Source organism: Pararhodobacter sp. (assembly GCF_034676545.1).
Taxonomy (GTDB): domain Bacteria; phylum Pseudomonadota; class Alphaproteobacteria; order Rhodobacterales; family Rhodobacteraceae; genus Pararhodobacter.
Window position 1 is genome coordinate 3,733,404 of record NZ_JAUCBZ010000015.1, and the last position, 20,508, is coordinate 3,753,911.

Below are 20,508 nucleotides of genomic sequence, written 5' to 3' on the forward strand. Positions count from 1 at the left end.
TCCTTAACGGTGGTCGGTCTTGAGGCGACGTTCGAGATACATCGAATAGCGCGACATGCTGAAACAGAAGATCCAGAACACCGCACCGATGAAGATGAACAGCTCCCAATAAATACCCTGCCAATCCGAGTTGGCGCGGATCGCACTGGCAAAACCGATCGGGTCGAGCAGGCCGATGAACACCACAAGCGTGGTATCCTTGAACAGGCCGATGAAGGTGTTGACGATGCCGGGAATCGAGATTTTCAACGCCTGCGGCATGATGATCAGGCGCTGCGCTTTCCAATAGTCGAGGCCCAGGGCGTCGGCGGCCTCGTATTGGCCCTGCGGCAAGGCGGCCAGACCACCGCGGATCACCTCGGCCATATAGGCCGTGGCAAACAGCGTCACCATGATGATCACCCGCAGCACGAGGTCAAAGTTGGTGCCCGGCGGCAGGAAGTAGTTCAGCAGCAAGGAGGCGGTGAACAGCAGCGTGATCAGGGGAACGCCGCGGATGAACTCGATGAAGATGACGCAGATCCAGCGGATCAACGGCATGTTCGATTGCCGCCCCAGCGCCAGCAGCACGCCCATCGGCAAGGACAGGACAATGCCGGTGATGCCGATGATGATCGACAGCTTGAAGCCACCGAAGTCCTGCGAGCGCACGGCCTCGATGCCGATGGGCAGGATGCCCTGCAGGGTGTCCGACAGCGGGAACGCGAAGAACAGCCAATAGAGGACCGGCACGATAATCGTCGCCAGGCTTGAGATGAGCGTGCCGAAATTCTGGGTCGCCATCATCACCACGGCGCCGATGACGAAGCCCAGCAGGATCACGATCGGCAACCAGATCGAGCCGCCCCACAACAGGAAGAAGGCGATGAACGGATAGACCGCCGAGAACCACAAGACCTTGCGCGGAACGGCGGGGAACAGGATGGGGGCCAGGGCGATGAGCATCAGGATCATCGCCACGATGGGACGCCAATACAACGCGCTGGGGTAGAAGCCGAACAGCAACTGGTGCCAGCGGTCGCGGATGACCGCCCAACAGGCGCCGGTGGCGCCGTCCAGGATCTCGCGGCACTGGGTCAGCGAGTCGGCAACCCAGATCGAGTTCATCAGCCAGGGGCCGACTTCGTAGATGACCAGCGCCGTTGCGAGGAAGGACAGAACCGTCAGGATCGAGCTGAGGATGCCGTTGAACAGGTTCTCCTGTACCCATTTGACGGGCCCGATCGCCGTACTGGGTGGGGCCTGTTGTTCCAACATTTCGGTGCGGACGTAGTTGAGGCCGAGATGCTCTTCCATGTTACCGCCCCTTCAGCTTAACTTGGCTGTTGTAGTAGTTCATGATCGACGAGATGATCAGGCTCAACGCCAGATAAACCAGCATCATCAGCATCATGCCCTCCAGCTCGCGGCCGGTCTGGTTGATGGTGATCCCGCCCAGGGTCGAGCGCAGGTCCATATACCCCACCGCCAGGCCCAGCGACGTGTTCTTGGTGATGTTGAGGTATTGCGAGATCATCGGCGGCACGATCACGCGCAGCGCTTGCGGCAGAATCACCAGCCGGGTGGTACGGTTGGGCTGAAGGCCCAGGGCGAAGGCGGCCTCGGATTGTCCGGTCGAAATGGCCATGATGCCGGCGCGCACGATTTCCGCGATGAAAGCGCCGGTGTAGACGCTCAAACCCAGCCACATCGCGATGAACGACGTGCGCAATTGCAGGCCACCGCTGAAGTTGAAGCCGCGCAGCACGGGATAATCAAGGTGAAAGCCGAGCGCCAACAGCAGCAGGATCGTCGGGCTGAACAGGATCAGGAGCCCCTTCCACCAGGTTGTCGGCCGTACGCCGGTATCATTTTGAACCCGTGTGGCATGTGCCCCCAGACGGCGGAAACCCCAGATGGACAGGATCACCACAAGAATGATGGCAAGCGCATCAAGGCTTGGCGACACCGAGCCGATATCAACGGACCCAAGGCTGCGCGAGAACTGCGGTGCGGGGACATAAACGCCGCGATTGGTGATCGCGACGCTGTCAAACAGGTTCATGCTGGCGGTCGGGGTGTCGCCCCGGAACGCATTTGGCGCGGGCATCGACTCGGTCAGAATTGCGCCGAAAACAACGATCCAGAGCAGCGCGGGAATATTGCGGAAGGTTTCGATGTAGATGGTCATCAGCCGCGCCACCATCCAGTTCTTGGACAGGCGCAAGATCCCGGCCAAGACACCGAGAACGGTCGCCGCCAGACAGGCCGTGATCGCCAGGACCAGGGTATTCAGCAGACCAACCAACGCGGCGCGGGCATGGGTGCTGGTGGACGAATATTCGACCAACCGCTGCGAAATGTCGTAGCCGGACACGTTGCCAAGAAAGCTGAATGAGAAATCTTTGCCAAGTGCGGCGAGGTTCCTGATCGTGTTGTCGACCAGCCATGCGGCGCCCAACATCAACAGAAATAAGGCAAAAACCTGAATTGTGAGTGAACGATACCGCGTGTCGTATAGCAGCATGCTCAAGCGAAATGACCCCTTCGGAGCCCCGCTGTCCATCGCCATAAATACTCTCCCTGCATCTGTGCGTTGTTATTATTCCGCGTCGGTATGCGACGTCAGGCTGCACAGTTATGCTTTGTCTGTAAAGAAAAATGGCGCGCGATCCGCAGATCGCGCGCCAATAAAGACCGAACCTTAACGGAACGGCGGTGCGTACATCAGACCGCCCTGGGTCCATTGTGCGTTCAGGCCACGGGCCAGACCGACCGGGGTCTGTTCGCCGATGTTCGACGCGAAGATCTCGCCGTAGTTGCCGCCAGCGGCAATGGCACGCTGCGCCCAATCTGCGTCAAGACCCAGCATCGCGCCAAGGTCGCCTTCGCTGCCCAACAGACGGTTGATTTCCGGGTTGTTGGTGCCGGCTGCCATCTGCTCGAGGTTGGCCGAGGTGATGCCCAGCTCTTCTGCGGCGATCAGCGCATTCAGCACCCAACGGTTGATGTCGGCCCATTGGTCGTCACCATGACGAACGAGCGGACCAAGCGGCTCTTTCGAAATGATTTCCGGCAAAATCACATGGTCGCCCGGCGTTTCGAACGAGGCGCGCGTTGCGGCCAGACCCGATGCGTCGGTGGTGTAGGTGTCGCAAGCGCCCGCCAGATACTGCTGCTGCGCTTCGGCGTTGGTCTCGATTGGAACCGGCTCATAGCTCATGTTGTTGACGCGGAAGTAATCCGCAAGGTTGAGCTCGGTGGTGGTGCCGGTCTGAATGCAGACGGTGGCGCCATCAAGTTCGGTTGCCGAGGACACGCCGAGGTTGCGGTTCACGATGAAACCCTGGCCATCGTAGTAGTTCACGCCGATGAAGGTGAACCCAAGGTCCACGTCACGCGAGAAGGTCCAGGTGGTGTTGCGCGCCAGAACGTCGATCTCGCCCGATGCCAACGCGGTGAAGCGGGTCTGGCCGGTGGTCGAGACAAAGTTGACAGCCATCGGGTCGCCCAAGACCGCCGCCGCAACGGCGCGGCAAACGGCAACGTCAAAACCCTGCCACTGGCCGTTTGCATCCGGTGCCGAAAAGCCGTTGACGCCGGTCGAGACACCGCAGTTCAGCGTACCGCGTGCTTTTACATCTTCAAGCGTGGTCGCAGAGGCGATTCCAGCCGTCAGAGCTGCAACGGCGAGCGTTCCGAGAAATAGTGATTTTTTCATTTTTTACCTCTTCCTGTTAGTCTTCGTACAGTTTCACACCATAGGGATATTCCCCATCGTGTCAAAAACCCTGCAAATTCATTGCCTAAGCAATAAACAGCACCGAGTATGATGCCAGCGTAGGCGAATTTGTGCCGAAAATCCGAGGGCGTCAAGTCAATCGTTAGCGCCCACAGGGTGACGCAGGGGAAGCGCGGCGCATCCTCTGAATTGAATACAGAAATTCATGATCAAACAGAGCGGCTTGGCGCGTATTCAGCAACAGGCGTCAAAAAACCGAACCGCGTTCATGAAGGACAGGCGGCGGCGATCGGCGAGGGCCTGGGCCTCGTCATCCTCGCCCCATTGCTCGATTTGCCAGAGTTCATCGATTCGCGAAATCTCCCACAGCGCATCGGGCGGGGCGATTTTATGCGTCACGGCAAGGGCGATCACCAGGGAGCCGGACATCGACACAAGGTCATGGAAGGCGGTCAGTTGGAACGGTGACAGGCCGGTGACGACCTGCCCCAGCTTTGCCGTGGTCTCGGGTGGTTGCGGCGTTGGCATCACCCCGGCGGTCACCGCCCATTTGACGCCAAACTGCTGCGAGGACCAGTCCAGCAGCGGGTCCCAGGCGGCGGCTTGACGGGCGACCAATTCGCTGGGGGCCTCGGCCCGGTAACACAGCAGATCGGTCTCGCCATAGGCGGTCAACAGCGCGGCAACCTCGTGGAACTGCGCCTGAACCTTGTCGAGTGCGGCATTGGCGGCGCGGGTGGCGGGCATGGTGTCAGGATCGACCTTGTCGCCCTGCGCGGCCCATTCCTGCGCGATCAGGTCGGCAATGGCGCGGGTCGGCACCCGCAGCGGCGTCCTGGCCGGCGTCTTGACCTCGCGCCCGTCAAGCTGCACGGCAAATCCGCCCTCGGCATCGGCAATATCCACCGTGTTCCAGAACCGTTTGCGCAGGGTGCTCATGGTTGCCTCCTCAGGGTTTCCAGGGTCGCGGACAGGGCGTCGAAATGGTCGATCACCGAGGTCGCCAGGCGCAATTCGCTGACCGGGTGATAGCCCCAACTGACGCCGATGCATCGCACCCCGGCGGCGTGGCCCATCTCCATATCAAAGCTGGTGTCGCCAATCATCACCGTGTCGCGGGGGTCAGCGCCGGTCTCGCGCATCGCGGTCAACACCATCGACGGATGCGGTTTCGAGGGGTGATCATCGGCCACCTGGGTCGTCTGGAAGAACCCGTCGAGCCCATGCGCCGCCAGCACATGATCCAGCCCGCGCCGGGATTTCCCGGTGGCAACGCCCAGCACGATATCCGCGCGATCCCTGAGGCTGCGCAAGACCTCCAGCGCGCCCGGATATAGCGGCGAGGTCTCGGCGGCGCGAAATTTGGTGTAGCTGGATTTATAGGCCTCGACCAGACCCGCGTTGTCGGCCTCCGGTGCCAGACGCGTCATCGCCTGCGGCAACGACAGCCCGACGATGCCCAGCACCGCCGCGCGCGGCGGGCAGGTCAGCCCAAGCGCGGCAAAGGCGAACTCCATCGCGCCGACGATATGCGCCTGGCTATCCACCAGCGTGCCATCCACATCGAAGATCACCAGCGTCATGCGTCGTCCTCGAACGGGTCGGCGGGCACGTCCTTGATGTTCCAGCCCAGCGTTTTCCAACTGCGCGCCATATGCTCGGGCAAGGGTGCGGTGAGGGTGATCATCTCATCGGTGACCGGGTGCTTGAAGGTGATCGAGCGCGCATGCAGGTGCAGTTTGCGGCTGATGTCGCCGCCCAGTTGCGCGCCCCAGCCATCGCCCAGATTTTCCTGACCCGAGCCGCCATATTTTCCGTCGCCGATGATCGGATGCCCCAACTCGGCCATATGCGCGCGCAACTGATGGGTGCGCCCGGTGATCGGCACCAAGGCGACCCACGCGGCGCGGCTGCCCAACCGTTCCAACACGGCAAAATCGGTGGTGGCGCGCTTGGAGCCTTCGGTCGTTTCCACCTCATTCGGGTGAATGCAGCGCATCTTTTCGTTGCCATAGCCACCGGTTTTCACCAAGCCATAGCGGATCGTGCCCTTTTGCGGGTTGGGCACCCCGGCGACGATCGCCCAGTAAATCTTGCGCGTGGTGCGGTTGCGAAACGCCTCGCCCAACCGACGCGCAACCCGCGGCGTACGCGCCAGCAGCAACACGCCCGAGGTGTCCTTGTCGAGGCGATGCACCAAAACAGGCCGCTCCTTGTAGCCGAACATCAGCGCCTCGGTCAGCCCATCGACATGGCGCTCGCCCTGCCCCGAACCACCCTGCGACGGCAGGCCCGGCGGCTTGTTCAGCGCGATGATATGATCGTCCTGCCACAGGATCGCATCCTCGATCATCTTGATGTCGTCCTTGGGGATCTTTGGCGCCTGATACCGTTCATGCACCGGGGCCTCGGTTTCCGGCAGTGGCGGCACGCGCACGGTTTGCCCCGCGGCCACCCGGTCCGAGGCTTTCACCCGCTTGCCATCCAGCCGCAGATCGCCCTTGCGGCAGAATTTTTCGACCATGCCCTGCGTGATCTGCGGAAACCGGCGCTTGAGGCAGCGGTCCAGCCGCATGTCGGCCTCGTCGCCGGTGATTTCGATATGCTGTACGCCGCTCATGCCACAAGGCTCCGTGCAAAGGTCAATCCAGCGACAATCGCCGCCAGCGAAAGAAGGACGGACGCCAGGACATACGCCCCGGCAAGCCCCTGTTGGCCGCGCTCCCACAGGGTCAGCGCATCCAGTGAAAACGCCGAGAAGGTGGTGAACCCGCCCAGCAATCCGGTCATCAACAAGGGCGCGAACCGCGTGGCGCTGACATGCGCCAGAACCACCACCAAGGCCCCCATCAGGAACGAGCCGACCACATTGACCGCCAAGGTCGCCCACGGGAACCCCGGCCCCATCAGGCGCAGCGCGGCCACCCCGGTCAAATACCGGCCCGAGGCCCCCAAGGCACCGCCAAGCGCCACCTGAAACAGCGTTCCCATCATCGGCTTGCCTTGAACCGGAGCCGTCGCAAAGTCAAGCCACGCGCCCTCAGGACGGGGTCTGGCGCTTGCCGCGCAGCTTGGCGAAATACTCGACGCGCTTTTTCAACTCGCGCTCAAAGCCGCGTTCGGGCGGCGCATAAAGGACCGGACGTTTCACCCCATCGGGGAAATAATTCTGCCCCGAGAACCCGTCCTCGGCGTCGTGGTCATAGGCATAGCCCGCGCCATAGCCCTGGTCCTTCATCATCTGGGTCGGCGCATTGAGAATATGCGCAGGCGGCATCGCCGATCCGGTCTTTTTCGCCAAGGCCCGCGCCCCCTTGTAGGCCACATAAACCGCGTTCGATTTCGGCGCGAGCGCCAGATAGACCAACGCCTGCGCCAAGGCCAGCTCGCCCTCGGGGCTGCCCAACCGCTCATAGGTCTGCCAGGCCTCAAGACATTGGCTTTGCGCCTGCGGGTCGGCCAGGCCGATATCCTCGACCGCCATGCGGGTGATCCGACGGGCAAGGAAACGCGGGTCCTCGCCACCCTCCAGCATCCGCGCGAACCAGTACAGGGCAGCATCCGGGTCCGAGCCACGCACCGATTTGTGCAAGGCCGAGATCAGGTTGTAATGCTCCTCGCCCGATTTGTCGTATTTCGCCGCACGCCGCATCAACCGCTTGGACAGGGTCTCGCGGTCAAGCGGCTCCTTGACGCTCCACGCCATGACCTGCTCGATCAGGTTCAAAAGCGCGCGCCCGTCGCCATCCGCCATCTCCAGCAGCGACTCGCGCGCCTCGCCCTTGAGCGGCAGCGCCCGGTTCAGGGTCTTTTCCGCCCGCTGCGCCAGCTTTTCGAGATCAATCAACGTGAGCCGCTTCAACACGATCACCTGCGAACGGCTCAAGAGGGCGGCGTTCAACTCGAACGACGGGTTTTCCGTGGTCGCCCCCACCAGCAGGATCGTGCCATCCTCCATATAGGGCAGGAACCCGTCCTGCTGCGCCTTGTTGAACCGATGGATCTCATCGACAAACAACAACGTCCCCTGCCCGTTGGCGCGCCGCATCCGCGCCGCCTCGAACACCTTGCGCAGATCCGGCACCCCGGTGAAAATCGCACTGATCTGGACGAAATGCAGGTCCGTCGCCTGCGCCAGCAACCGCGCGATGGTGGTCTTGCCCACCCCCGGCGGCCCCCAGAGCACCAAGGACGACAGCGCCCGCGCGCCCAGCATTGCACCCAGCGGACCATCCCTACCCAGCACCGCCTCCTGACCGATCACCTCGGTCAGCGCACGCGGCCGCAGCCGGTCCGCCAAGGGGCGCGGCGCGGTATCACGGGGTGTCTGCGGGTCCGAGTCAAAAAGGTCAGCCATGCGCCCAATCTACGCAACCGCCGCCCGTCTTGCCACGCGAAAAGACACCGCGCACCGATCCCGTCTTTGTTCTAAAAATATCCTGGTGGGAGGCGCGCCAGCGCCGTGGGAGGGGAACCCTCCCGGCGGGCCGAGGGGGCTCGATGCCCCCGAGGCCCGCTCCCCCCCTCACAGCCGAAAGCGCAGCACCGTACGCCGCCCCTCCCGCTCGATCTCGAGCTCCCAATACCGCGCCGTGTCACGCAAGACACGGTCCAGCTCGCGCGTGTTGCCAACCGGCTGCCGATTGACCGCCAGCACCACATCCCGCGGCCGCAGCCCGGCCCATTCGGCGACATCCTGAACCGACACCACCATCACGCCGGCCGCACCCGGGGAAAGGTTGTTCTCGGCAATCACCGCCGGGTTGATCGTCTCCGCCACCAGGCCTCGCAGCACCACCCCGCTGACCGACAAGGTTTCGCGCGCCGGCACCTCGGGCGGCGCAATCAGCTCCACCGAGGCGGTCCCTTGCCGCTCGCCCTGCAACACCGTCATAGACGCCGTGCCGCCAAGCCCCTGCGCCGACAGCCGGAACATCATCTCCTGCGCCGAATTCACCGGCTCGCCATTGACCGCCAGGATCACGTCGCCCACCGTCAGACCGGCGCGCCGCATCGGGCTGCTGTCATGCATTTCGCGGATCACCACGCCCTGCGGCAGACTCATCCCGAATGCGTCGGCCAGCGCGGCATCCACCGCCTGCCCCGAAATCCCGACCCAGGGTCGCTGAAACCGGTCTCGGCCTTGCAGCGCCTGCGCAACGACCTGATCGACCAGATTGGCCGGGATCGCAAAGCCGATGCCGTTCGATCCGCCCGAGCGCGTCAGAATGGCGGTGTTGATCCCCACCAGATGGCCATGCATATCGACCAAAGCCCCGCCCGAATTACCCGGATTGATCGCCGCGTCGGTCTGGATGAAATACCCGCGCCCCGACCCCACCGCGAGGCCCGAGCGCGCCAGCGCCGACACGATCCCGCTGCTGACCGTCTGCCCCACCCCGAACGGATTGCCGATCGCCAGGACCAGATCACCGACCTCGACCAGATCCGAATCAGCCAGCGTAACGGCGGGCAATCCCGACGCCCCCCGCATCCGCAACACTGCAAGATCGCTTTCCTGATCCGCCAGAATCACATCCGCCGCGAATTCGCGACGATCATCCAGCACCACCCGAATATCATCCGCGCCGCCAACCACATGATAATTCGAGACAACGATCCCATCCGCCGAGACAATCACCCCGGATCCCAGCGCATTTTGCACCCGTGGCACACTGCGCCCCTGATCGCCGAACAACTGGCCGAACAAGGGATCGTTGAAAAACGGATTCACCCGTTGCTCGACAACCCGGCGCGCATAGATCGAGGCCACGGCGGGCGCCGCCTGACGCACGACCGGCGCAAAGGAAAGCGAGATTTCTTGCACGCTTTGCGGCACGGATTGCGCGGCGAGTGGCGGCGTCAGATGTGGCGTGGCAAACTCCCATGCCGCGACCGCCAGAACCCCCGCAATACAAAGCGCAATAATCCGCATAGTGCCTCCGGCCCTCATCAACGTGTCGGGAAATATGGCTGCGGAATCCGGCCAACGCAACGTGGTCTCACGCGAATGCGAAGACGAGGGTCCGGCAACTGCGCTGGCCGTGCGACCCCACGCCATGAAAAACCCCCGCTGCCGGGTGGGCAACGGGGGTGAATATCAGCGCAAGTTACGAAGACTTATTCGTCGTCGTCCATCTCGACCAGACGCGCCTTGTCGGCCGCGCCCTTGGCCGAAACGTCGCGCTCGACGAATTCGATGATCGCCATCGGTGCCATGTCGCCATAGCGGAACCCGGCGCGCAGAACGCGGGTGTAGCCACCGGCGCGATCCTTGTAGCGGGGGCCGAGGATTTCGAACAGCTTGGCAACGTCCTTGTCCTGCTTGAGGATCGCCGCGATCTGACGGCGGGCGTGCAGATCACCGCGCTTGGCAAGCGTGATCATCTTTTCGATGATCGGACGCAATTCCTTGGCTTTTGGCAAAGTGGTCTTGATCTGCTCATGCTCGATCAACGAGCCACACATATTGGCGAACAGCGCTTTGCGGTGTTCGTGGGTGCGATTGAGACGGCGGTAGCCACGGGCGTGACGCATGGTAATTCTCCTGGATACGTTTGTTTTGCTTTGTCTGGCGTCCCCTGCGTGAGGTCCGCTCTCCTTGCGGGCAGATGCCCGAGTCCGTGTCGTTGGCAACGGGCAAGACACACACGCTACGGATCGTAGGGTGTGTGCTTGCACGCACCGTTGTTAAAACTGGTCCTCGAAACGCTTGGCCAGCTCTTCGATATTCTCTGGCGGCCAATCTTCGACTTCCATGCCCAGATGCAGCCCCATGCCCGACAGCACTTCCTTGATTTCGTTCAAGGATTTGCGGCCAAAGTTCGGGGTGCGCAGCATCTCGGCTTCGGTTTTCTGGATCAGATCGCCGATATAGACGATGTTGTCGTTCTTCAGGCAGTTTGCAGACCGCACTGACAATTCCAGCTCGTCGACCTTCTTGAGCAGCAGCGGGTTGAACTCCAACCCGTCGTCTGCATCGCCACGACCTGCGGCTTCGGGCTCGTCGAAGTTGACGAACACTTGCAACTGATCTTGCAGAATACGCGCCGCGAAGGCCACGGCATCCTCGGGCGTGACCGAGCCATCGGTTTCGATGTTCATGGTCAGCTTGTCATAATCCAGCACCTGACCTTCGCGGGTCGGGGTGACTTCATAGGCGACCTTCTTGACCGGCGAATAGATCGCGTCGATCGGAATCAGACCGATCGGCGCGTCTTCCGGCCGGTTCTTGTCCGCCGAGACATAGCCCTTGCCGGTGTTGACCGTCAGTTCCATGAACAATTCCGCGCCATCGTCGATATGGCAGATGACGTGGTCCTTGTTCAGAACCTCGATGCCCGCCGTGACGGCGATATCGCCCGCCTTCACCACCGCCGGACCACGCGACGTGATGGTCACGCGCTTGGGGCCGTCAACGTCCATCCGCAGGGCGACGCCCTTGAGGTTCAGGACGATGTCGGTGACATCTTCACGGACGCCCGCAATCGAGGAAAACTCGTGCAGGACATTGTCGATTTGCACGGACGTGATCGCAGCACCTTGCAGCGACGACATCAGGACACGGCGCAGGGCGTTGCCCAGCGTCAAACCAAAGCCGCGCTCGAGTGGCTCGGCGATGACCGTCGCCTTGCGGGCGGGGTCTGCACCGGGGCGCACATCCAATTGCGCGGGCTTGATCAATTCTTGCCAATTCTTGTGGATCATGGTGTCGCCTCCATACTTGTACCCGGTTCATGATCAAACCGGGCACGCCCGAGGGTCAGTCAGACAAAATGCCAAAGCGGACCGCGCCAAAGGCGCGGTCCGTATTCAAGAGATGCGCGTTAAACGCGACGACGCTTGGGCGGGCGGCAGCCGTTATGCGCCATGGGCGTCACATCGCGGATCGAGGTGACAACCAGCCCTGCCGCAGCCAGTGCACGCAGTGCCGATTCACGCCCCGAACCCGGGCCCTGAACTTCGACTTCCAGCGTGCGCAGACCGTGGTCCTGCGCCTTTTTGGCGGCATCTTCTGCAGCAAGCTGTGCTGCATAGGGTGTCGATTTCCGCGAGCCTTTGAAGCCCATGGTGCCAGCCGACGACCATGAGATCGCATTGCCCTGCACGTCCGAGATCAGGATCTTGGTGTTGTTGAACGTCGAATTCACATGCGCCACACCGGCAGCAATGTTTTTGCGTTCCTTACGCTTGACGCGTACTTTTTCGCGAGCCATCAGTCCTGCCTCCCCTTACTTCTTCTTACCAGCAATGGCCTTTGCGGGGCCTTTGCGAGTACGAGCGTTGGTGTGCGTGCGCTGGCCGCGCACTGGCAGGTTGCGACGATGCCGCAGGCCACGGTACGAGCCCATGTCCATGGCGCGCTTGATGTTCATCTGAACTTCGCGGCGCAGGTCGCCTTCAACTTTGACGTTGGCGTCGATGTATTCGCGAATCGCCAGAACTTCGGCATCCGACAACTGATTGACGCGCCGTGCAGGCTCGATGTTCAGGGCGGTGATGATCTGTTCGGCAATCGACGGACCGATGCCCGTGATATAGGTCAACGCGATGGGAACGCGCTTTCCGGTCGGGATGTTAACGCCAGCAATACGTGCCACGCGGTATTTTCCTTTTTGTTGCGGTTCCGTAGTCCCAGAACCTTTTTTCACAACACGCGCCGCAGGTGGCCGTGCCAAGCAAATAACCCGAGTCGGCGAGCGACTCGGATCGGGTATCAGGCGCTTCGCCTATGGGGTTTTGCGCGGCGGGTCAAGAGTGACAAGACACTGTCAAGAAATTTCTCGGCGACACGGCGGCTTTCGGTCAATGTATCGCAGGTTCGGCACCGGAATCGGTCGGCAAGTGCCGAGTCCAGCAGGTCGCAAAGCCACGCGAGTCGGGTGACCACGCGGGATTGCCAGAGGCCGCGCGACAGGACGGTCCGCGCCCCAGGACAGTCCGCGCCCAGGCGGGGGCCAAGGGCAAGACGCCTTTGGCCCCTGCGAAAACCCGGTCAGTCGGTGATTGCCTTGGCCACGGCCGCCTTGACCGCACCCATGGCTTGCAAGCCATCGACCACGCGCAGCTTGCCTTTGGCATAATAGTAGCCGATCAGCGGCGAGGTCTTTTTGTAGTATTCCATCAAACGCTGGCGCAGGCTGTCTTCGTTGTCATCCGCGCGCCGCTTGAGGTTGCTGGACCCGCATTCGTCGCAGACCCCCTCGACCTTGGTCGGCTTGGTGCGGTCGTGATAGACCTCACCGCACGCACCGCAGGTGTAGCGCCCGGTGATGCGATCCACGAGGGCTTCGTCGTTAACCCGCAGCTCGATGACGGCGTCGATCTGCTGCCCTTTGGCGGCCAGCAGAGCCTCCAGCGCGTCGGCTTGCGCCAGGGTGCGCGGGAAGCCGTCAAAGATGAAGCCGCCGGTGTGGGGGCCGTCGAGTTGCTCGGCGATCAGACCGATCACGATGTCATCGGTCACCAGCTGCCCGGCATCCATCACCGCCGCAACCTTGTTGCCCATCTCGGTGCCCGAGGTCCGCGCGGCGCGCAGCATATCCCCGGTCGACAGTTGCTTCATGCCGCGTTGTTCCACGAGGACACGCGCCTGCGTGCCTTTCCCAGCGCCCGGAGCGCCCAGCATTATGATGTTCATCGCAGGGCTGGCCCCTTCTTCTTGGTGTTGCCCTTCTTGCCGCGGCTGCCACGCAGTTGCGACCGCTCAAGCAAACCCTCGTATTGGTGGGCGACGAGATGCGATTGCACCTGGCTCATGGTGTCGAGGGTCACCGCCACAACGATCAGTACCGAGGTCCCGCCGAAATAGAACGGAATCGACAGTTGCGCGCGCAGGATTTCCGGCAGCAAAGCCACGAAGGCCAGATACAGGGCGCCGACGGTCGTCAGACGGGTCACGACGTAATACAGGTAATCCTCGGTGCGTTTGCCGGGGCGGATACCGGGAATGAAACCGTTCTGGTTCTTCAGGTTGTCAGCCACGTCATCAACCTTGAACGACACGTTCAGCGTGTAGAAGAAGGTGAAGAAGATGATCAACCCGGTGAAGAACGCCAGATACAGCGGCTGGCCCGGCCCGAAATAGGCAAGGATCGTCGCCATGATCGGGTTGGTGGCGTTGCCCGAGAAGGTCGAGATCGTGGTCGGCAGCAGCAACAGCGACGAGGCAAAGATCGCCGGAATCACGTTGGCCGGGTTGACCTTGATCGGCAGATGCGAGGAGCCGCCGTCGTAAACCTTCATGCCGACCTGACGCCGGGGGTACTGGATATGAACCTTTCGCAAGGCCCTCTCCATGAACACCACGAAGGCGACAAGCGCGATCATCATCACCAGGATGCCGATCACCACAACCGGGCTGACAGTGCCCGAGCGGCCCTGGCTGAGGAATTGCGCCAACTGGCCGGGAACCTCGGCAATGATGCCGACAAAGATGATCAGCGACACGCCGTTGCCGATCCCGCGCGCGGTGATCTGCTCGCCCAGCCACATCAGGAACAGGGTGCCGCCGACCAGCGTGATGATCGTGGAAATGCGGAAGAACCAGCCCGGTGCGGTGGCCAGATCGCCCGCCTCAAGGCTGATGGCCAGCGCATAGGACTGCATCAGGGCCAGCAAAACCGTGCCGTAGCGGGTATATTGGTTCAGCTTGCGCCGCCCCAGCTCGCCCTCTTTGCGCAGGTTCTGCCAGGGGCCATACATCGAGGCGACCAACTGCACGATGATCGACGCCGAAATATACGGCATGATGCCGAGCGCGAAGATCCCCATACGGGCAATCGCGCCGCCGGTGAACATGTTGAGCATGCCACCGATGCCGGCCGCGGCGTCGGTCATGAACTCGCGCAATGCACCGCCGTCGATGCCGGGCACTGGAATATATGTGCCCAGACGGTAAACAATCAAAAGCCCGAGCGCGAAAAGGATGCGCTGGCGGAGATCTTTCGCCTTGACGAGGGTGGCCCAAGAAGTGTTGGCCGCCATTTGCTCTGCAGCTGATGCCATGGTCCGTGTCTCTTTCATGGACAGCGCCGCCAAACCGGGTCCCGGTCGGCGGCGCAGGAAAACCTATGAGAATGATGTAAGGGGCGAAGCGCCCACCCACAACACCTTATTCGGCGGCTTCTACGGCTTGGACCGAAACTTTCAGTGAACCACCAGCTTTTTCGACGGCTGCAATCGCAGGCGCCGAGGCACCGGTCACCGAAATGTTCAGCGCGCGGGTGACGTCACCCTTGGCCAGAACGCGGATCCCGTCCAACTTGCGACGCACCAGACCCGAGGCCACCAGCACGTCCTCGTTGATCTCGGCTTTCGCGTCGATCTTGCCGGCCTCGATGAAGCCCTCGATCGCGCCGAGGTTGACCACGGCCCATTCCTTGCGGTTCGGCTTGTTGAAGCCGCGCTTTGGCAGGCGACGGTAGAGGGGCATCTGGCCGCCTTCATACGCGTTGATCGCCACGCCCGAGCGTGATTTCTGACCTTTGATACCACGGCCAGCGGTCTTGCCCTTGCCCGAACCCGGACCACGCGCAACGCGCTTCTTGGTCTTGTTGGCACCCGGATTGTCACGAATTTCGTTCAGTTTCATGTCGCTTCTCCTTGACCGGAATACCCCACCAGCGACGGATCGGGGCAACGCGGCGTTTCTTTGTTGAGTCGGCCCGGTGGGGGCAGACTGGGGGCGTATAGACGGGTGCGGTTCGGCAATCAAGCCCGCATGAGGCCCTCAATCGCCGCGCGGGCGCATGAACACCGTGATATCGCCGACGATATCATTCACGCCCCAATTGCGATGCCTGAGCTGGCCGTTGACGATATAGAGATCGCGCACCTGATATTCGGACAAGTCATAACCGTCATTGCGGCTGAGAAGGACATAGGCGTCGCGGCGGCTTTCCCCCGGCTCGATCAGCGCGAACAGATCGGGCGGCATCGAGGCATCGACCGCGCGCAGCACCTCCAGCACCTCGTCGTAATCGCTGACGCGGTCATCGCGCAGGAAACACGCGGCCTCCAACCCCGCGCCCAGCACCGCGCCGCCGGCCGTGACCAGCGGCGAGTCGCCCGCCACTACGGCCACCGCCGCGCCCAATACGCGCGCGGTCCGGGCCACGAAGCCGTCATCCGCATTGCCCTGTCGTCCGGCGTCGGTCGAGCCCACGCGGGTCTCACCCGTGCTGGGGTTGAACATGACAAAGACCATGCCGCCGGTTTCGTCGCGCAGGCCGACCGTGTCGCGCGCGGCCTCGACCGCAGGCGATTCTTGCCGCGGGATCATGTTGGACAGGCGGTAGTTGCACAGACTGGCCGCAGCGGGAACCGGCGCGCTGGCGACGGCAAGACAGAGCAAGACAAAGCGCATGGTGATTCCGGGTGGCTGAGTGCGCGACGCTAGGCCAGTGCCCGGGAAAAGGGAAGCACGGGGCGATCAACTCTGGATGAGGCGCACCGTGCGGGGGGCGACGGACGGTGCGTGCAAGCACACACCCTACGAACCCGTGCCCTGCGCAACGTAGCTGCCATCCTTGTCATGCGTCTCCTGTCCGGTCAAAGCCGGAGTGAAAATGCACAGGATGCGCATATCGGTCTGGGCCCGCAGAATATGCGCGTCATGCTGATCAAGCACATAGACCGACCCGGGGGCCAAGGCGTGAACCCTGCCCGTGGCAACGTCCTCGACGGTGCCCTGCCCGGCGATCACATAATTCGTCTCGATGTGGTTCTTGTAATGCAGGCGTTGCTCGGTGCCCGCGAGGCAGAGCGTATCGTGGAGGGAATATCCAAGCCCATCGGACGCCAGCAACAAACGGCGGCTCTCGAAGGCGTCGCCCTTGACGTGGGCGGGGGTGTCGATGATCTGATCGAGGCGTTTGACAATCATGGCCTGGGTCCCTTTCCGGAAGCGTATCGGGTGATCACGCACAAAGCAGCACAGAAAAAGCCCCGACCTTGCGGGCGGGGCTGATTCGACAAGCATCCGTAGGGTGCGTGCTGGCACGCACCGTCCGTCAGGCTTTTTCTTCGATGATCTGCACCATGTGCGAGACCGATGCCACCATACCGCGGACCGAGGGGGTATCCTCAAGCTCGCGGGTGCGGTTCATCTTGTTCAGGCCCAAACCCTTCAGCGTGGCACGCTGGCTGGCGGGGCGACGGATCGGCGAGCCGATCTGTTTGACAACAATAGTAGCCATGTCCCGTTCTCCTTACGCGTCTGCGGCTGCAGCTTCGGTTTCGGGCTTCTTCAGGATGTCGCCCACTTTCTTGCCGCGACGCTGCGCGACCTGACGGGGGCTGGCTTCCTTCTTGAGGCCGTCAATCGTTGCACGGACCATGTTATAGGGGTTCTGCGAACCCAGCGACTTTGCAACGACGTCCTGCAGGCCGAGCATCTCGAACACGGCACGCATCGGACCACCGGCGATAACACCAGTACCCGCAACTGCGGTGCGCATGATCACGCGTCCAGCGCCATGACGGCCCTCGACATCGTGGTGCAGCGTGCGACCGTCGCGCAGCGGCACGCGGATCATCTGACGTTTGGCTTGTTCGGTGGCTTTGCGCACTGCCTCAGGAACTTCCTTGGCCTTGCCCTTGCCGAAGCCGACGCGGCCTTTTTGATCGCCGACAACCACAAGAGCAGCAAAGCCGAAGCGCTTGCCACCTTTTACGGTTTTCGACACACGGTTGATCGCAACCAGACGATCCTGAAACTCAGGGTTTTCGTCACGGTCTTCGCGACGGCCCCGACGGTTATCACGTTCTGCCATAAAGGCATCCTTTCAGAGGTGGCGCAGCATGGCGCCGACAAAGTCGATCGCAGTGGGCCGCCGGGCATGCCGGCACCCCCCCGATCATCGAGGCGGCGCTGTTGAGGCGCCGCCTGCATGGTGCTTAGAACTTCAGGCCGCCTTCGCGGGCGGCGTCGGCAACCGCCTTGACCTTCCCGTGAAACAGGAACCCACCGCGGTCGAAATAGCACTCCTCGACGCCGGCCGCTTTCGCGCGCTCGGCAATCTTGGCGCCAACCTTGGTGGCCGCAGCGATGTTGTTCACACCGACCACGCCCAATTCCTTTTCCAGCGTCGACGCCGCCGCAACGGTCACCCCGTTGAGATCGTCGATCAGCTGGACGCTGATGTTCTTGTTCGAACGGTGAACCGACAGGCGCATACGGCCATTGGCGGTTTTCCGCAGTTTGTTCCGAACGCGCTGACGACGCTTCTGGAACAGCTTCATTTTGGTGTTCGCCATCGTTAACGCCCTTACTTCTTCTTGCCTTCTTTGCGGAAGATATACTCATCCTTGTAGCGAATGCCTTTGCCCTTATAGGGCTCTGGCGGACGCCATCCGCGAATGTTGGCGGCAACCTGACCGACCTGCTGCTCGTCGATACCTTCGACGATCACTTCGGTGGGCTTGGGCGAGGTGACGGTCACGCCCGCAGGGACGGTGAAGATCACATCGTGGCTGTAGCCAAGCGACAATTTCAGGTCCGACCCCTGCATCGCGGCGCGGTAACCCACGCCGACCAGCTCGAGGTCTTTTTTGAACCCGGTGGAAACGCCGGTCGCCAGGTTTGCAACCATCGAGCGGGCCATTCCCCACTGCTGGCGCGCACGCTTGGACGACCCGCGCGGCTTTACCAGAACCGAGCCATCTTCCAGAATCAGGTCGATGTCATCGGTTGCGGTGAACGTGCGGGTCCCCTTGGGGCCCTTCATTTCGATACGCTGACCCGAGATCGTCGCGGTGACGCCCTTGGGCAGATCAACAGGCTTCTTGCCAATACGAGACATGTCAGCCCTCCTCAGAACACACGGCAGAGCACTTCGCCGCCAACATTGGCTGCGCGTGCATTCGCGTCGGTCATGACACCTTTCGGGGTCGAAACCACCGAAATGCCAAGGCCGTTGCGAATCTGCGGGATTTCTTTGACACCAGCGTAAACGCGGCGACCGGGCTTGGAAACGCGACTGACTTCGCGGATCGCAGGCTCGCCCGACGAGTATTTGAGCTCAATGGACAGCTCAGGATGGCCAGCAGCGGACACAACGTTTTCGTAGCCACGGATGTAGCCTTCGTCACGCAGAACATCCAGAACCCAGGCACGCAGCTTCGACGCCGGGGTCCGGACAGTCGTTTTGCCACGCATCTGTGCGTTGCGGATACGGGTCAGCATATCGCCGAGAGGATCGTTCATCGACATGATCTTTCCTCCTTACCAGCTGGATTTGACCATGCCCGGAACTTGCCCGAACGAGGACAGGTCACGCAGCATGATGCGGCTGAGTTTCAGTTTGCGATAGTAGGCCTTTGGACGGCCAGTCAGTTCGCAGCGGTTGTGCAGACGGGTTGCCGACGAGTTGCGCGGCAAGGCAGCGAGCTTCAAGTTTGCCTTGAAGCGCTCTTCCATCGGCAGGTTCTGATCGGTGACGATCGCTTTCAAAGCGGCGCGCTTGCCGGCATATTGCTCGACCAGGCGCTGGCGCTTCTTCTCGCGTTCGACCATGGATTTCTTCGCCATAATTCTCTCTCCTTCCGCGTCAGCTGTTGAACGGCATGTTGAAAAGCTTCAACAGCGCCTTGGCTTCCGCGTCGGTACGCGCGGTCGTGCAGATGATCACATCCATACCCCAGACTTCGTCGACCTTATCAAAGTCGATTTCCGGGAAAATGAGATGCTCTTTGATGCCCATGGCATAGTTGCCACGTCCATCGAACGACGTGCCCTTGACGCCACGGAAGTCGCGGACGCGGGGCAGCGCGATTGTGATCAAGCGATCCAGGAATTCGTACATACGATCGCCCCGCAGGGTGACCTTGACGCCCAAAGGCATCTCTTCGCGGACCCGGAAGCCGGCGATCGAATTCTTGGCCTTGGTGATGACAGCTTTCTGACCCGCGATCAGGGTCAGGTCTGCCTCTGCCGATTTCACCTTCTTGGTGTCCTTGACAGCTTCACCGATGCCCATGTTGAGCACGATCTTGTCGAGCTTGGGGGCCATCATCGCGTTCTTGTAGCTGAATTCTTCGATCAGCGCCGCACGGATGCGGTTCTGATAATCAGCTTTCAGACGCGGGGTGTAGGTAGCGGCGTCCAACATCAGATCACCTCTCCAGTCGTCTTGGCGACACGAACTTTCACACCGTCTTCAACCCGGAAACCCACACGCGTGGCTTTGCCGTTCTTGTCAAGAAGTGCGAGGTTCGACAGGTCGATCGGCATTGCCTTTGGCAAACGGCCGCCCTGTTCTGTCTGGCTTTGCTTGGTGTGGCGGATCGAGATGTTGATCCCGTCTACCACGGCTTTACCGGTGGTCGGATTGACAACAGAGATCGAACCCTGCTTGCCTTTGTCCTTGCCGGCCAAAACGACGACCTTGTCGCCCTTTTTCAGTTTCGCAGCCATCAGAGCACCTCCGGAGCCAACGAGATGATCTTCATGAAGTTCTTGGCGCGCAGCTCACGCACAACCGGCCCGAAGATACGCGTTCCGACTGGCTCACCCTGGTTGTTCAGGATGACAGCGGCGTTGCGGTCAAAACGGATGGCGGTGCCGTCGGCACGGAAAACTTCCTTGGCGGTGCGCACGACGACGGCCTTGCGGACGTCACCTTTTTTCACACGGCCTTTCGGAATCGCTTCTTTTACCGAGACGACGATGATGTCGCCCACGGACGCATAGCGGCGATGCGAACCGCCCAATACTTTGATGCACTGAACTCGGCGTGCGCCGGAGTTGTCAGCAACATCCAGATTGGTTTGCATCTGGATCATGG

General features: G+C 61.7%; 27 protein-coding genes. All 27 read right to left on the minus strand.

All coding sequences use genetic code 11. The features are described 5' to 3' along the window. Positions 1 to 3 precede the first annotated feature (3 nt). The 27 genes from VDQ28_RS21745 to rplN all read right to left on the minus strand — a co-directional run bounded on the left by VDQ28_RS21745 (position 4) and on the right by rplN (position 20,506). A complete protein-coding gene (locus tag VDQ28_RS21745; protein ID WP_323037918.1) occupies positions 4 to 1,296 on the minus strand; it encodes an amino acid ABC transporter permease in 1,293 nt (430 codons plus the stop codon). Between the two features lies 1 nt (position 1,297). Further along, positions 1,298 to 2,551 carry an ABC transporter permease subunit gene (locus tag VDQ28_RS21750; protein ID WP_323037919.1) on the minus strand — a complete coding sequence of 418 codons (1,254 nt, stop codon included), beginning with the start codon at positions 2,549 to 2,551 and terminating at the stop codon, positions 1,298 to 1,300. 132 nt (positions 2,552 to 2,683) lie between these two features. Further along, complete coding sequence (locus VDQ28_RS21755; RefSeq protein WP_323037920.1) at positions 2,684 to 3,700, minus strand: amino acid ABC transporter substrate-binding protein; 1,017 nt, start codon at positions 3,698 to 3,700, stop codon at positions 2,684 to 2,686. Positions 3,701 to 3,955: 255 nt separating this feature from the next. After that, positions 3,956 to 4,660 carry an ATP12 family chaperone protein gene (locus VDQ28_RS21760; protein ID WP_323037921.1) on the minus strand — a complete coding sequence of 235 codons (705 nt, stop codon included), beginning with the start codon at positions 4,658 to 4,660 and terminating at the stop codon, positions 3,956 to 3,958. Beyond that, entirely contained in the window at positions 4,657 to 5,304 is a 648-nt protein-coding gene (locus tag VDQ28_RS21765; RefSeq protein ID WP_323037922.1) for an HAD-IA family hydrolase, read from the minus strand. The genes VDQ28_RS21760 and VDQ28_RS21765 overlap by 4 nt, the downstream gene beginning before the upstream one ends. Further along, complete coding sequence (locus VDQ28_RS21770; protein WP_323037923.1) at positions 5,301 to 6,341, minus strand: RluA family pseudouridine synthase; 1,041 nt, start codon at positions 6,339 to 6,341, stop codon at positions 5,301 to 5,303. Before VDQ28_RS21770 ends, VDQ28_RS21765 begins: the two co-directional genes overlap by 4 nt. Continuing rightward, positions 6,338 to 6,715, minus strand: coding sequence for a fluoride efflux transporter CrcB (gene crcB / locus VDQ28_RS21775; protein ID WP_323037924.1), 378 nt, complete (start codon positions 6,713 to 6,715; stop codon positions 6,338 to 6,340). The genes VDQ28_RS21770 and crcB overlap by 4 nt, the downstream gene beginning before the upstream one ends. A gap of 46 nt (positions 6,716 to 6,761) precedes the next feature. Continuing rightward, entirely contained in the window at positions 6,762 to 8,078 is a 1,317-nt protein-coding gene (locus VDQ28_RS21780) for a replication-associated recombination protein A (protein WP_323037925.1), read from the minus strand. Between the two features lie 168 nt (positions 8,079 to 8,246). Next, the gene (locus VDQ28_RS21785; protein WP_323037926.1) at positions 8,247 to 9,656 is read right to left on the minus strand and encodes a Do family serine endopeptidase; all 1,410 of its coding nucleotides are present in this window, start codon (positions 9,654 to 9,656) and stop codon (positions 8,247 to 8,249) included. A 185-nt stretch (positions 9,657 to 9,841) separates the two neighbouring features. Beyond that, positions 9,842 to 10,258, minus strand: a complete 417-nt coding sequence (rplQ, locus tag VDQ28_RS21790) for a 50S ribosomal protein L17 (RefSeq protein ID WP_323037927.1) — start codon at positions 10,256 to 10,258, stop codon at positions 9,842 to 9,844. Between the two features lie 153 nt (positions 10,259 to 10,411). Then, complete coding sequence (locus VDQ28_RS21795) at positions 10,412 to 11,428, minus strand: DNA-directed RNA polymerase subunit alpha (RefSeq protein WP_323037928.1); 1,017 nt, start codon at positions 11,426 to 11,428, stop codon at positions 10,412 to 10,414. Between the two features lie 119 nt (positions 11,429 to 11,547). Then, positions 11,548 to 11,937 carry a 30S ribosomal protein S11 gene (gene rpsK, locus VDQ28_RS21800; RefSeq protein WP_323037929.1) on the minus strand — a complete coding sequence of 130 codons (390 nt, stop codon included), beginning with the start codon at positions 11,935 to 11,937 and terminating at the stop codon, positions 11,548 to 11,550. A gap of 15 nt (positions 11,938 to 11,952) precedes the next feature. Continuing rightward, a complete protein-coding gene (gene rpsM / locus VDQ28_RS21805; protein ID WP_323038180.1) occupies positions 11,953 to 12,321 on the minus strand; it encodes a 30S ribosomal protein S13 in 369 nt (122 codons plus the stop codon). Between the two features lie 395 nt (positions 12,322 to 12,716). Further along, on the minus strand, positions 12,717 to 13,361 hold the full coding sequence (locus VDQ28_RS21810) for an adenylate kinase (protein ID WP_323037930.1): 645 nt from the start codon (positions 13,359 to 13,361) through the stop codon (positions 12,717 to 12,719). After that, a complete protein-coding gene (gene secY, locus VDQ28_RS21815) occupies positions 13,358 to 14,728 on the minus strand; it encodes a preprotein translocase subunit SecY (protein ID WP_323037931.1) in 1,371 nt (456 codons plus the stop codon). The genes VDQ28_RS21810 and secY overlap by 4 nt, the downstream gene beginning before the upstream one ends. A 106-nt stretch (positions 14,729 to 14,834) precedes the next feature. After that, the gene (rplO, locus tag VDQ28_RS21820; RefSeq protein WP_323037932.1) at positions 14,835 to 15,314 is read right to left on the minus strand and encodes a 50S ribosomal protein L15; all 480 of its coding nucleotides are present in this window, start codon (positions 15,312 to 15,314) and stop codon (positions 14,835 to 14,837) included. Positions 15,315 to 15,452: 138 nt separating this feature from the next. Continuing rightward, entirely contained in the window at positions 15,453 to 16,088 is a 636-nt protein-coding gene (locus VDQ28_RS21825; protein WP_323037933.1) for a hypothetical protein, read from the minus strand. Between the two features lie 126 nt (positions 16,089 to 16,214). Beyond that, a complete protein-coding gene (locus tag VDQ28_RS21830; RefSeq protein WP_323037934.1) occupies positions 16,215 to 16,607 on the minus strand; it encodes an ectoine synthase in 393 nt (130 codons plus the stop codon). Between the two features lie 127 nt (positions 16,608 to 16,734). After that, positions 16,735 to 16,920 carry a 50S ribosomal protein L30 gene (gene rpmD, locus VDQ28_RS21835; protein WP_323037935.1) on the minus strand — a complete coding sequence of 62 codons (186 nt, stop codon included), beginning with the start codon at positions 16,918 to 16,920 and terminating at the stop codon, positions 16,735 to 16,737. Between the two features lie 12 nt (positions 16,921 to 16,932). After that, positions 16,933 to 17,496 carry a 30S ribosomal protein S5 gene (gene rpsE, locus VDQ28_RS21840; protein WP_323037936.1) on the minus strand — a complete coding sequence of 188 codons (564 nt, stop codon included), beginning with the start codon at positions 17,494 to 17,496 and terminating at the stop codon, positions 16,933 to 16,935. Between the two features lie 124 nt (positions 17,497 to 17,620). After that, the gene (rplR, locus tag VDQ28_RS21845) at positions 17,621 to 17,980 is read right to left on the minus strand and encodes a 50S ribosomal protein L18 (RefSeq protein WP_323037937.1); all 360 of its coding nucleotides are present in this window, start codon (positions 17,978 to 17,980) and stop codon (positions 17,621 to 17,623) included. Positions 17,981 to 17,991: 11 nt separating this feature from the next. After that, a complete protein-coding gene (gene rplF, locus VDQ28_RS21850) occupies positions 17,992 to 18,525 on the minus strand; it encodes a 50S ribosomal protein L6 (protein ID WP_323037938.1) in 534 nt (177 codons plus the stop codon). A gap of 11 nt (positions 18,526 to 18,536) precedes the next feature. After that, a complete protein-coding gene (rpsH, locus tag VDQ28_RS21855; RefSeq protein WP_323037939.1) occupies positions 18,537 to 18,935 on the minus strand; it encodes a 30S ribosomal protein S8 in 399 nt (132 codons plus the stop codon). Positions 18,936 to 18,947: 12 nt separating this feature from the next. After that, positions 18,948 to 19,253 (minus strand): 30S ribosomal protein S14, encoded by a 306-nt coding sequence (gene rpsN / locus VDQ28_RS21860; RefSeq protein ID WP_323037940.1) that lies wholly within the window; start codon positions 19,251 to 19,253, stop codon positions 18,948 to 18,950. Between the two features lie 19 nt (positions 19,254 to 19,272). Further along, entirely contained in the window at positions 19,273 to 19,833 is a 561-nt protein-coding gene (rplE, locus tag VDQ28_RS21865) for a 50S ribosomal protein L5 (protein WP_323037941.1), read from the minus strand. Then, entirely contained in the window at positions 19,833 to 20,138 is a 306-nt protein-coding gene (gene rplX, locus VDQ28_RS21870) for a 50S ribosomal protein L24 (protein WP_323037942.1), read from the minus strand. Before rplX ends, rplE begins: the two co-directional genes overlap by 1 nt. After that, positions 20,138 to 20,506: a 50S ribosomal protein L14 gene (gene rplN, locus VDQ28_RS21875; protein WP_323037943.1), complete on the minus strand. Its 369-nt coding sequence runs from the start codon at positions 20,504 to 20,506 to the stop codon at positions 20,138 to 20,140. The genes rplX and rplN overlap by 1 nt, the downstream gene beginning before the upstream one ends. Positions 20,507 to 20,508: the final 2 nt, after the last annotated feature.

Coding starts and splice junctions, on each gene's coding strand:
- VDQ28_RS21745 (WP_323037918.1), bottom strand. CDS start 1,296: ATGGAAGAGCATCTCGGCCTCAACTACGTCCGCACCGAAATGTTGGAA.
- VDQ28_RS21750 (WP_323037919.1), bottom strand. CDS start 2,551: ATGGCGATGGACAGCGGGGCTCCGAAGGGGTCATTTCGCTTGAGCATG.
- VDQ28_RS21755 (WP_323037920.1), bottom strand. CDS start 3,700: ATGAAAAAATCACTATTTCTCGGAACGCTCGCCGTTGCAGCTCTGACG.
- VDQ28_RS21760 (WP_323037921.1), bottom strand. CDS start 4,660: ATGAGCACCCTGCGCAAACGGTTCTGGAACACGGTGGATATTGCCGAT.
- VDQ28_RS21765 (WP_323037922.1), bottom strand. CDS start 5,304: ATGACGCTGGTGATCTTCGATGTGGATGGCACGCTGGTGGATAGCCAG.
- VDQ28_RS21770 (WP_323037923.1), bottom strand. CDS start 6,341: ATGAGCGGCGTACAGCATATCGAAATCACCGGCGACGAGGCCGACATG.
- crcB (WP_323037924.1), bottom strand. CDS start 6,715: ATGATGGGAACGCTGTTTCAGGTGGCGCTTGGCGGTGCCTTGGGGGCC.
- VDQ28_RS21780 (WP_323037925.1), bottom strand. CDS start 8,078: ATGGCTGACCTTTTTGACTCGGACCCGCAGACACCCCGTGATACCGCG.
- VDQ28_RS21785 (WP_323037926.1), bottom strand. CDS start 9,656: ATGCGGATTATTGCGCTTTGTATTGCGGGGGTTCTGGCGGTCGCGGCA.
- rplQ (WP_323037927.1), bottom strand. CDS start 10,258: ATGCGTCACGCCCGTGGCTACCGCCGTCTCAATCGCACCCACGAACAC.
- VDQ28_RS21795 (WP_323037928.1), bottom strand. CDS start 11,428: ATGATCCACAAGAATTGGCAAGAATTGATCAAGCCCGCGCAATTGGAT.
- rpsK (WP_323037929.1), bottom strand. CDS start 11,937: ATGGCTCGCGAAAAAGTACGCGTCAAGCGTAAGGAACGCAAAAACATT.
- VDQ28_RS21810 (WP_323037930.1), bottom strand. CDS start 13,361: ATGAACATCATAATGCTGGGCGCTCCGGGCGCTGGGAAAGGCACGCAG.
- secY (WP_323037931.1), bottom strand. CDS start 14,728: ATGGCATCAGCTGCAGAGCAAATGGCGGCCAACACTTCTTGGGCCACC.
- rplO (WP_323037932.1), bottom strand. CDS start 15,314: ATGAAACTGAACGAAATTCGTGACAATCCGGGTGCCAACAAGACCAAG.
- VDQ28_RS21825 (WP_323037933.1), bottom strand. CDS start 16,088: ATGCGCTTTGTCTTGCTCTGTCTTGCCGTCGCCAGCGCGCCGGTTCCC.
- VDQ28_RS21830 (WP_323037934.1), bottom strand. CDS start 16,607: ATGATTGTCAAACGCCTCGATCAGATCATCGACACCCCCGCCCACGTC.
- rpmD (WP_323037935.1), bottom strand. CDS start 16,920: ATGGCTACTATTGTTGTCAAACAGATCGGCTCGCCGATCCGTCGCCCC.
- rpsE (WP_323037936.1), bottom strand. CDS start 17,496: ATGGCAGAACGTGATAACCGTCGGGGCCGTCGCGAAGACCGTGACGAA.
- rplR (WP_323037937.1), bottom strand. CDS start 17,980: ATGGCGAACACCAAAATGAAGCTGTTCCAGAAGCGTCGTCAGCGCGTT.
- rplF (WP_323037938.1), bottom strand. CDS start 18,525: ATGTCTCGTATTGGCAAGAAGCCTGTTGATCTGCCCAAGGGCGTCACC.
- rpsH (WP_323037939.1), bottom strand. CDS start 18,935: ATGTCGATGAACGATCCTCTCGGCGATATGCTGACCCGTATCCGCAAC.
- rpsN (WP_323037940.1), bottom strand. CDS start 19,253: ATGGCGAAGAAATCCATGGTCGAACGCGAGAAGAAGCGCCAGCGCCTG.
- rplE (WP_323037941.1), bottom strand. CDS start 19,833: ATGTTGGACGCCGCTACCTACACCCCGCGTCTGAAAGCTGATTATCAG.
- rplX (WP_323037942.1), bottom strand. CDS start 20,138: ATGGCTGCGAAACTGAAAAAGGGCGACAAGGTCGTCGTTTTGGCCGGC.
- rplN (WP_323037943.1), bottom strand. CDS start 20,506: ATGATCCAGATGCAAACCAATCTGGATGTTGCTGACAACTCCGGCGCA.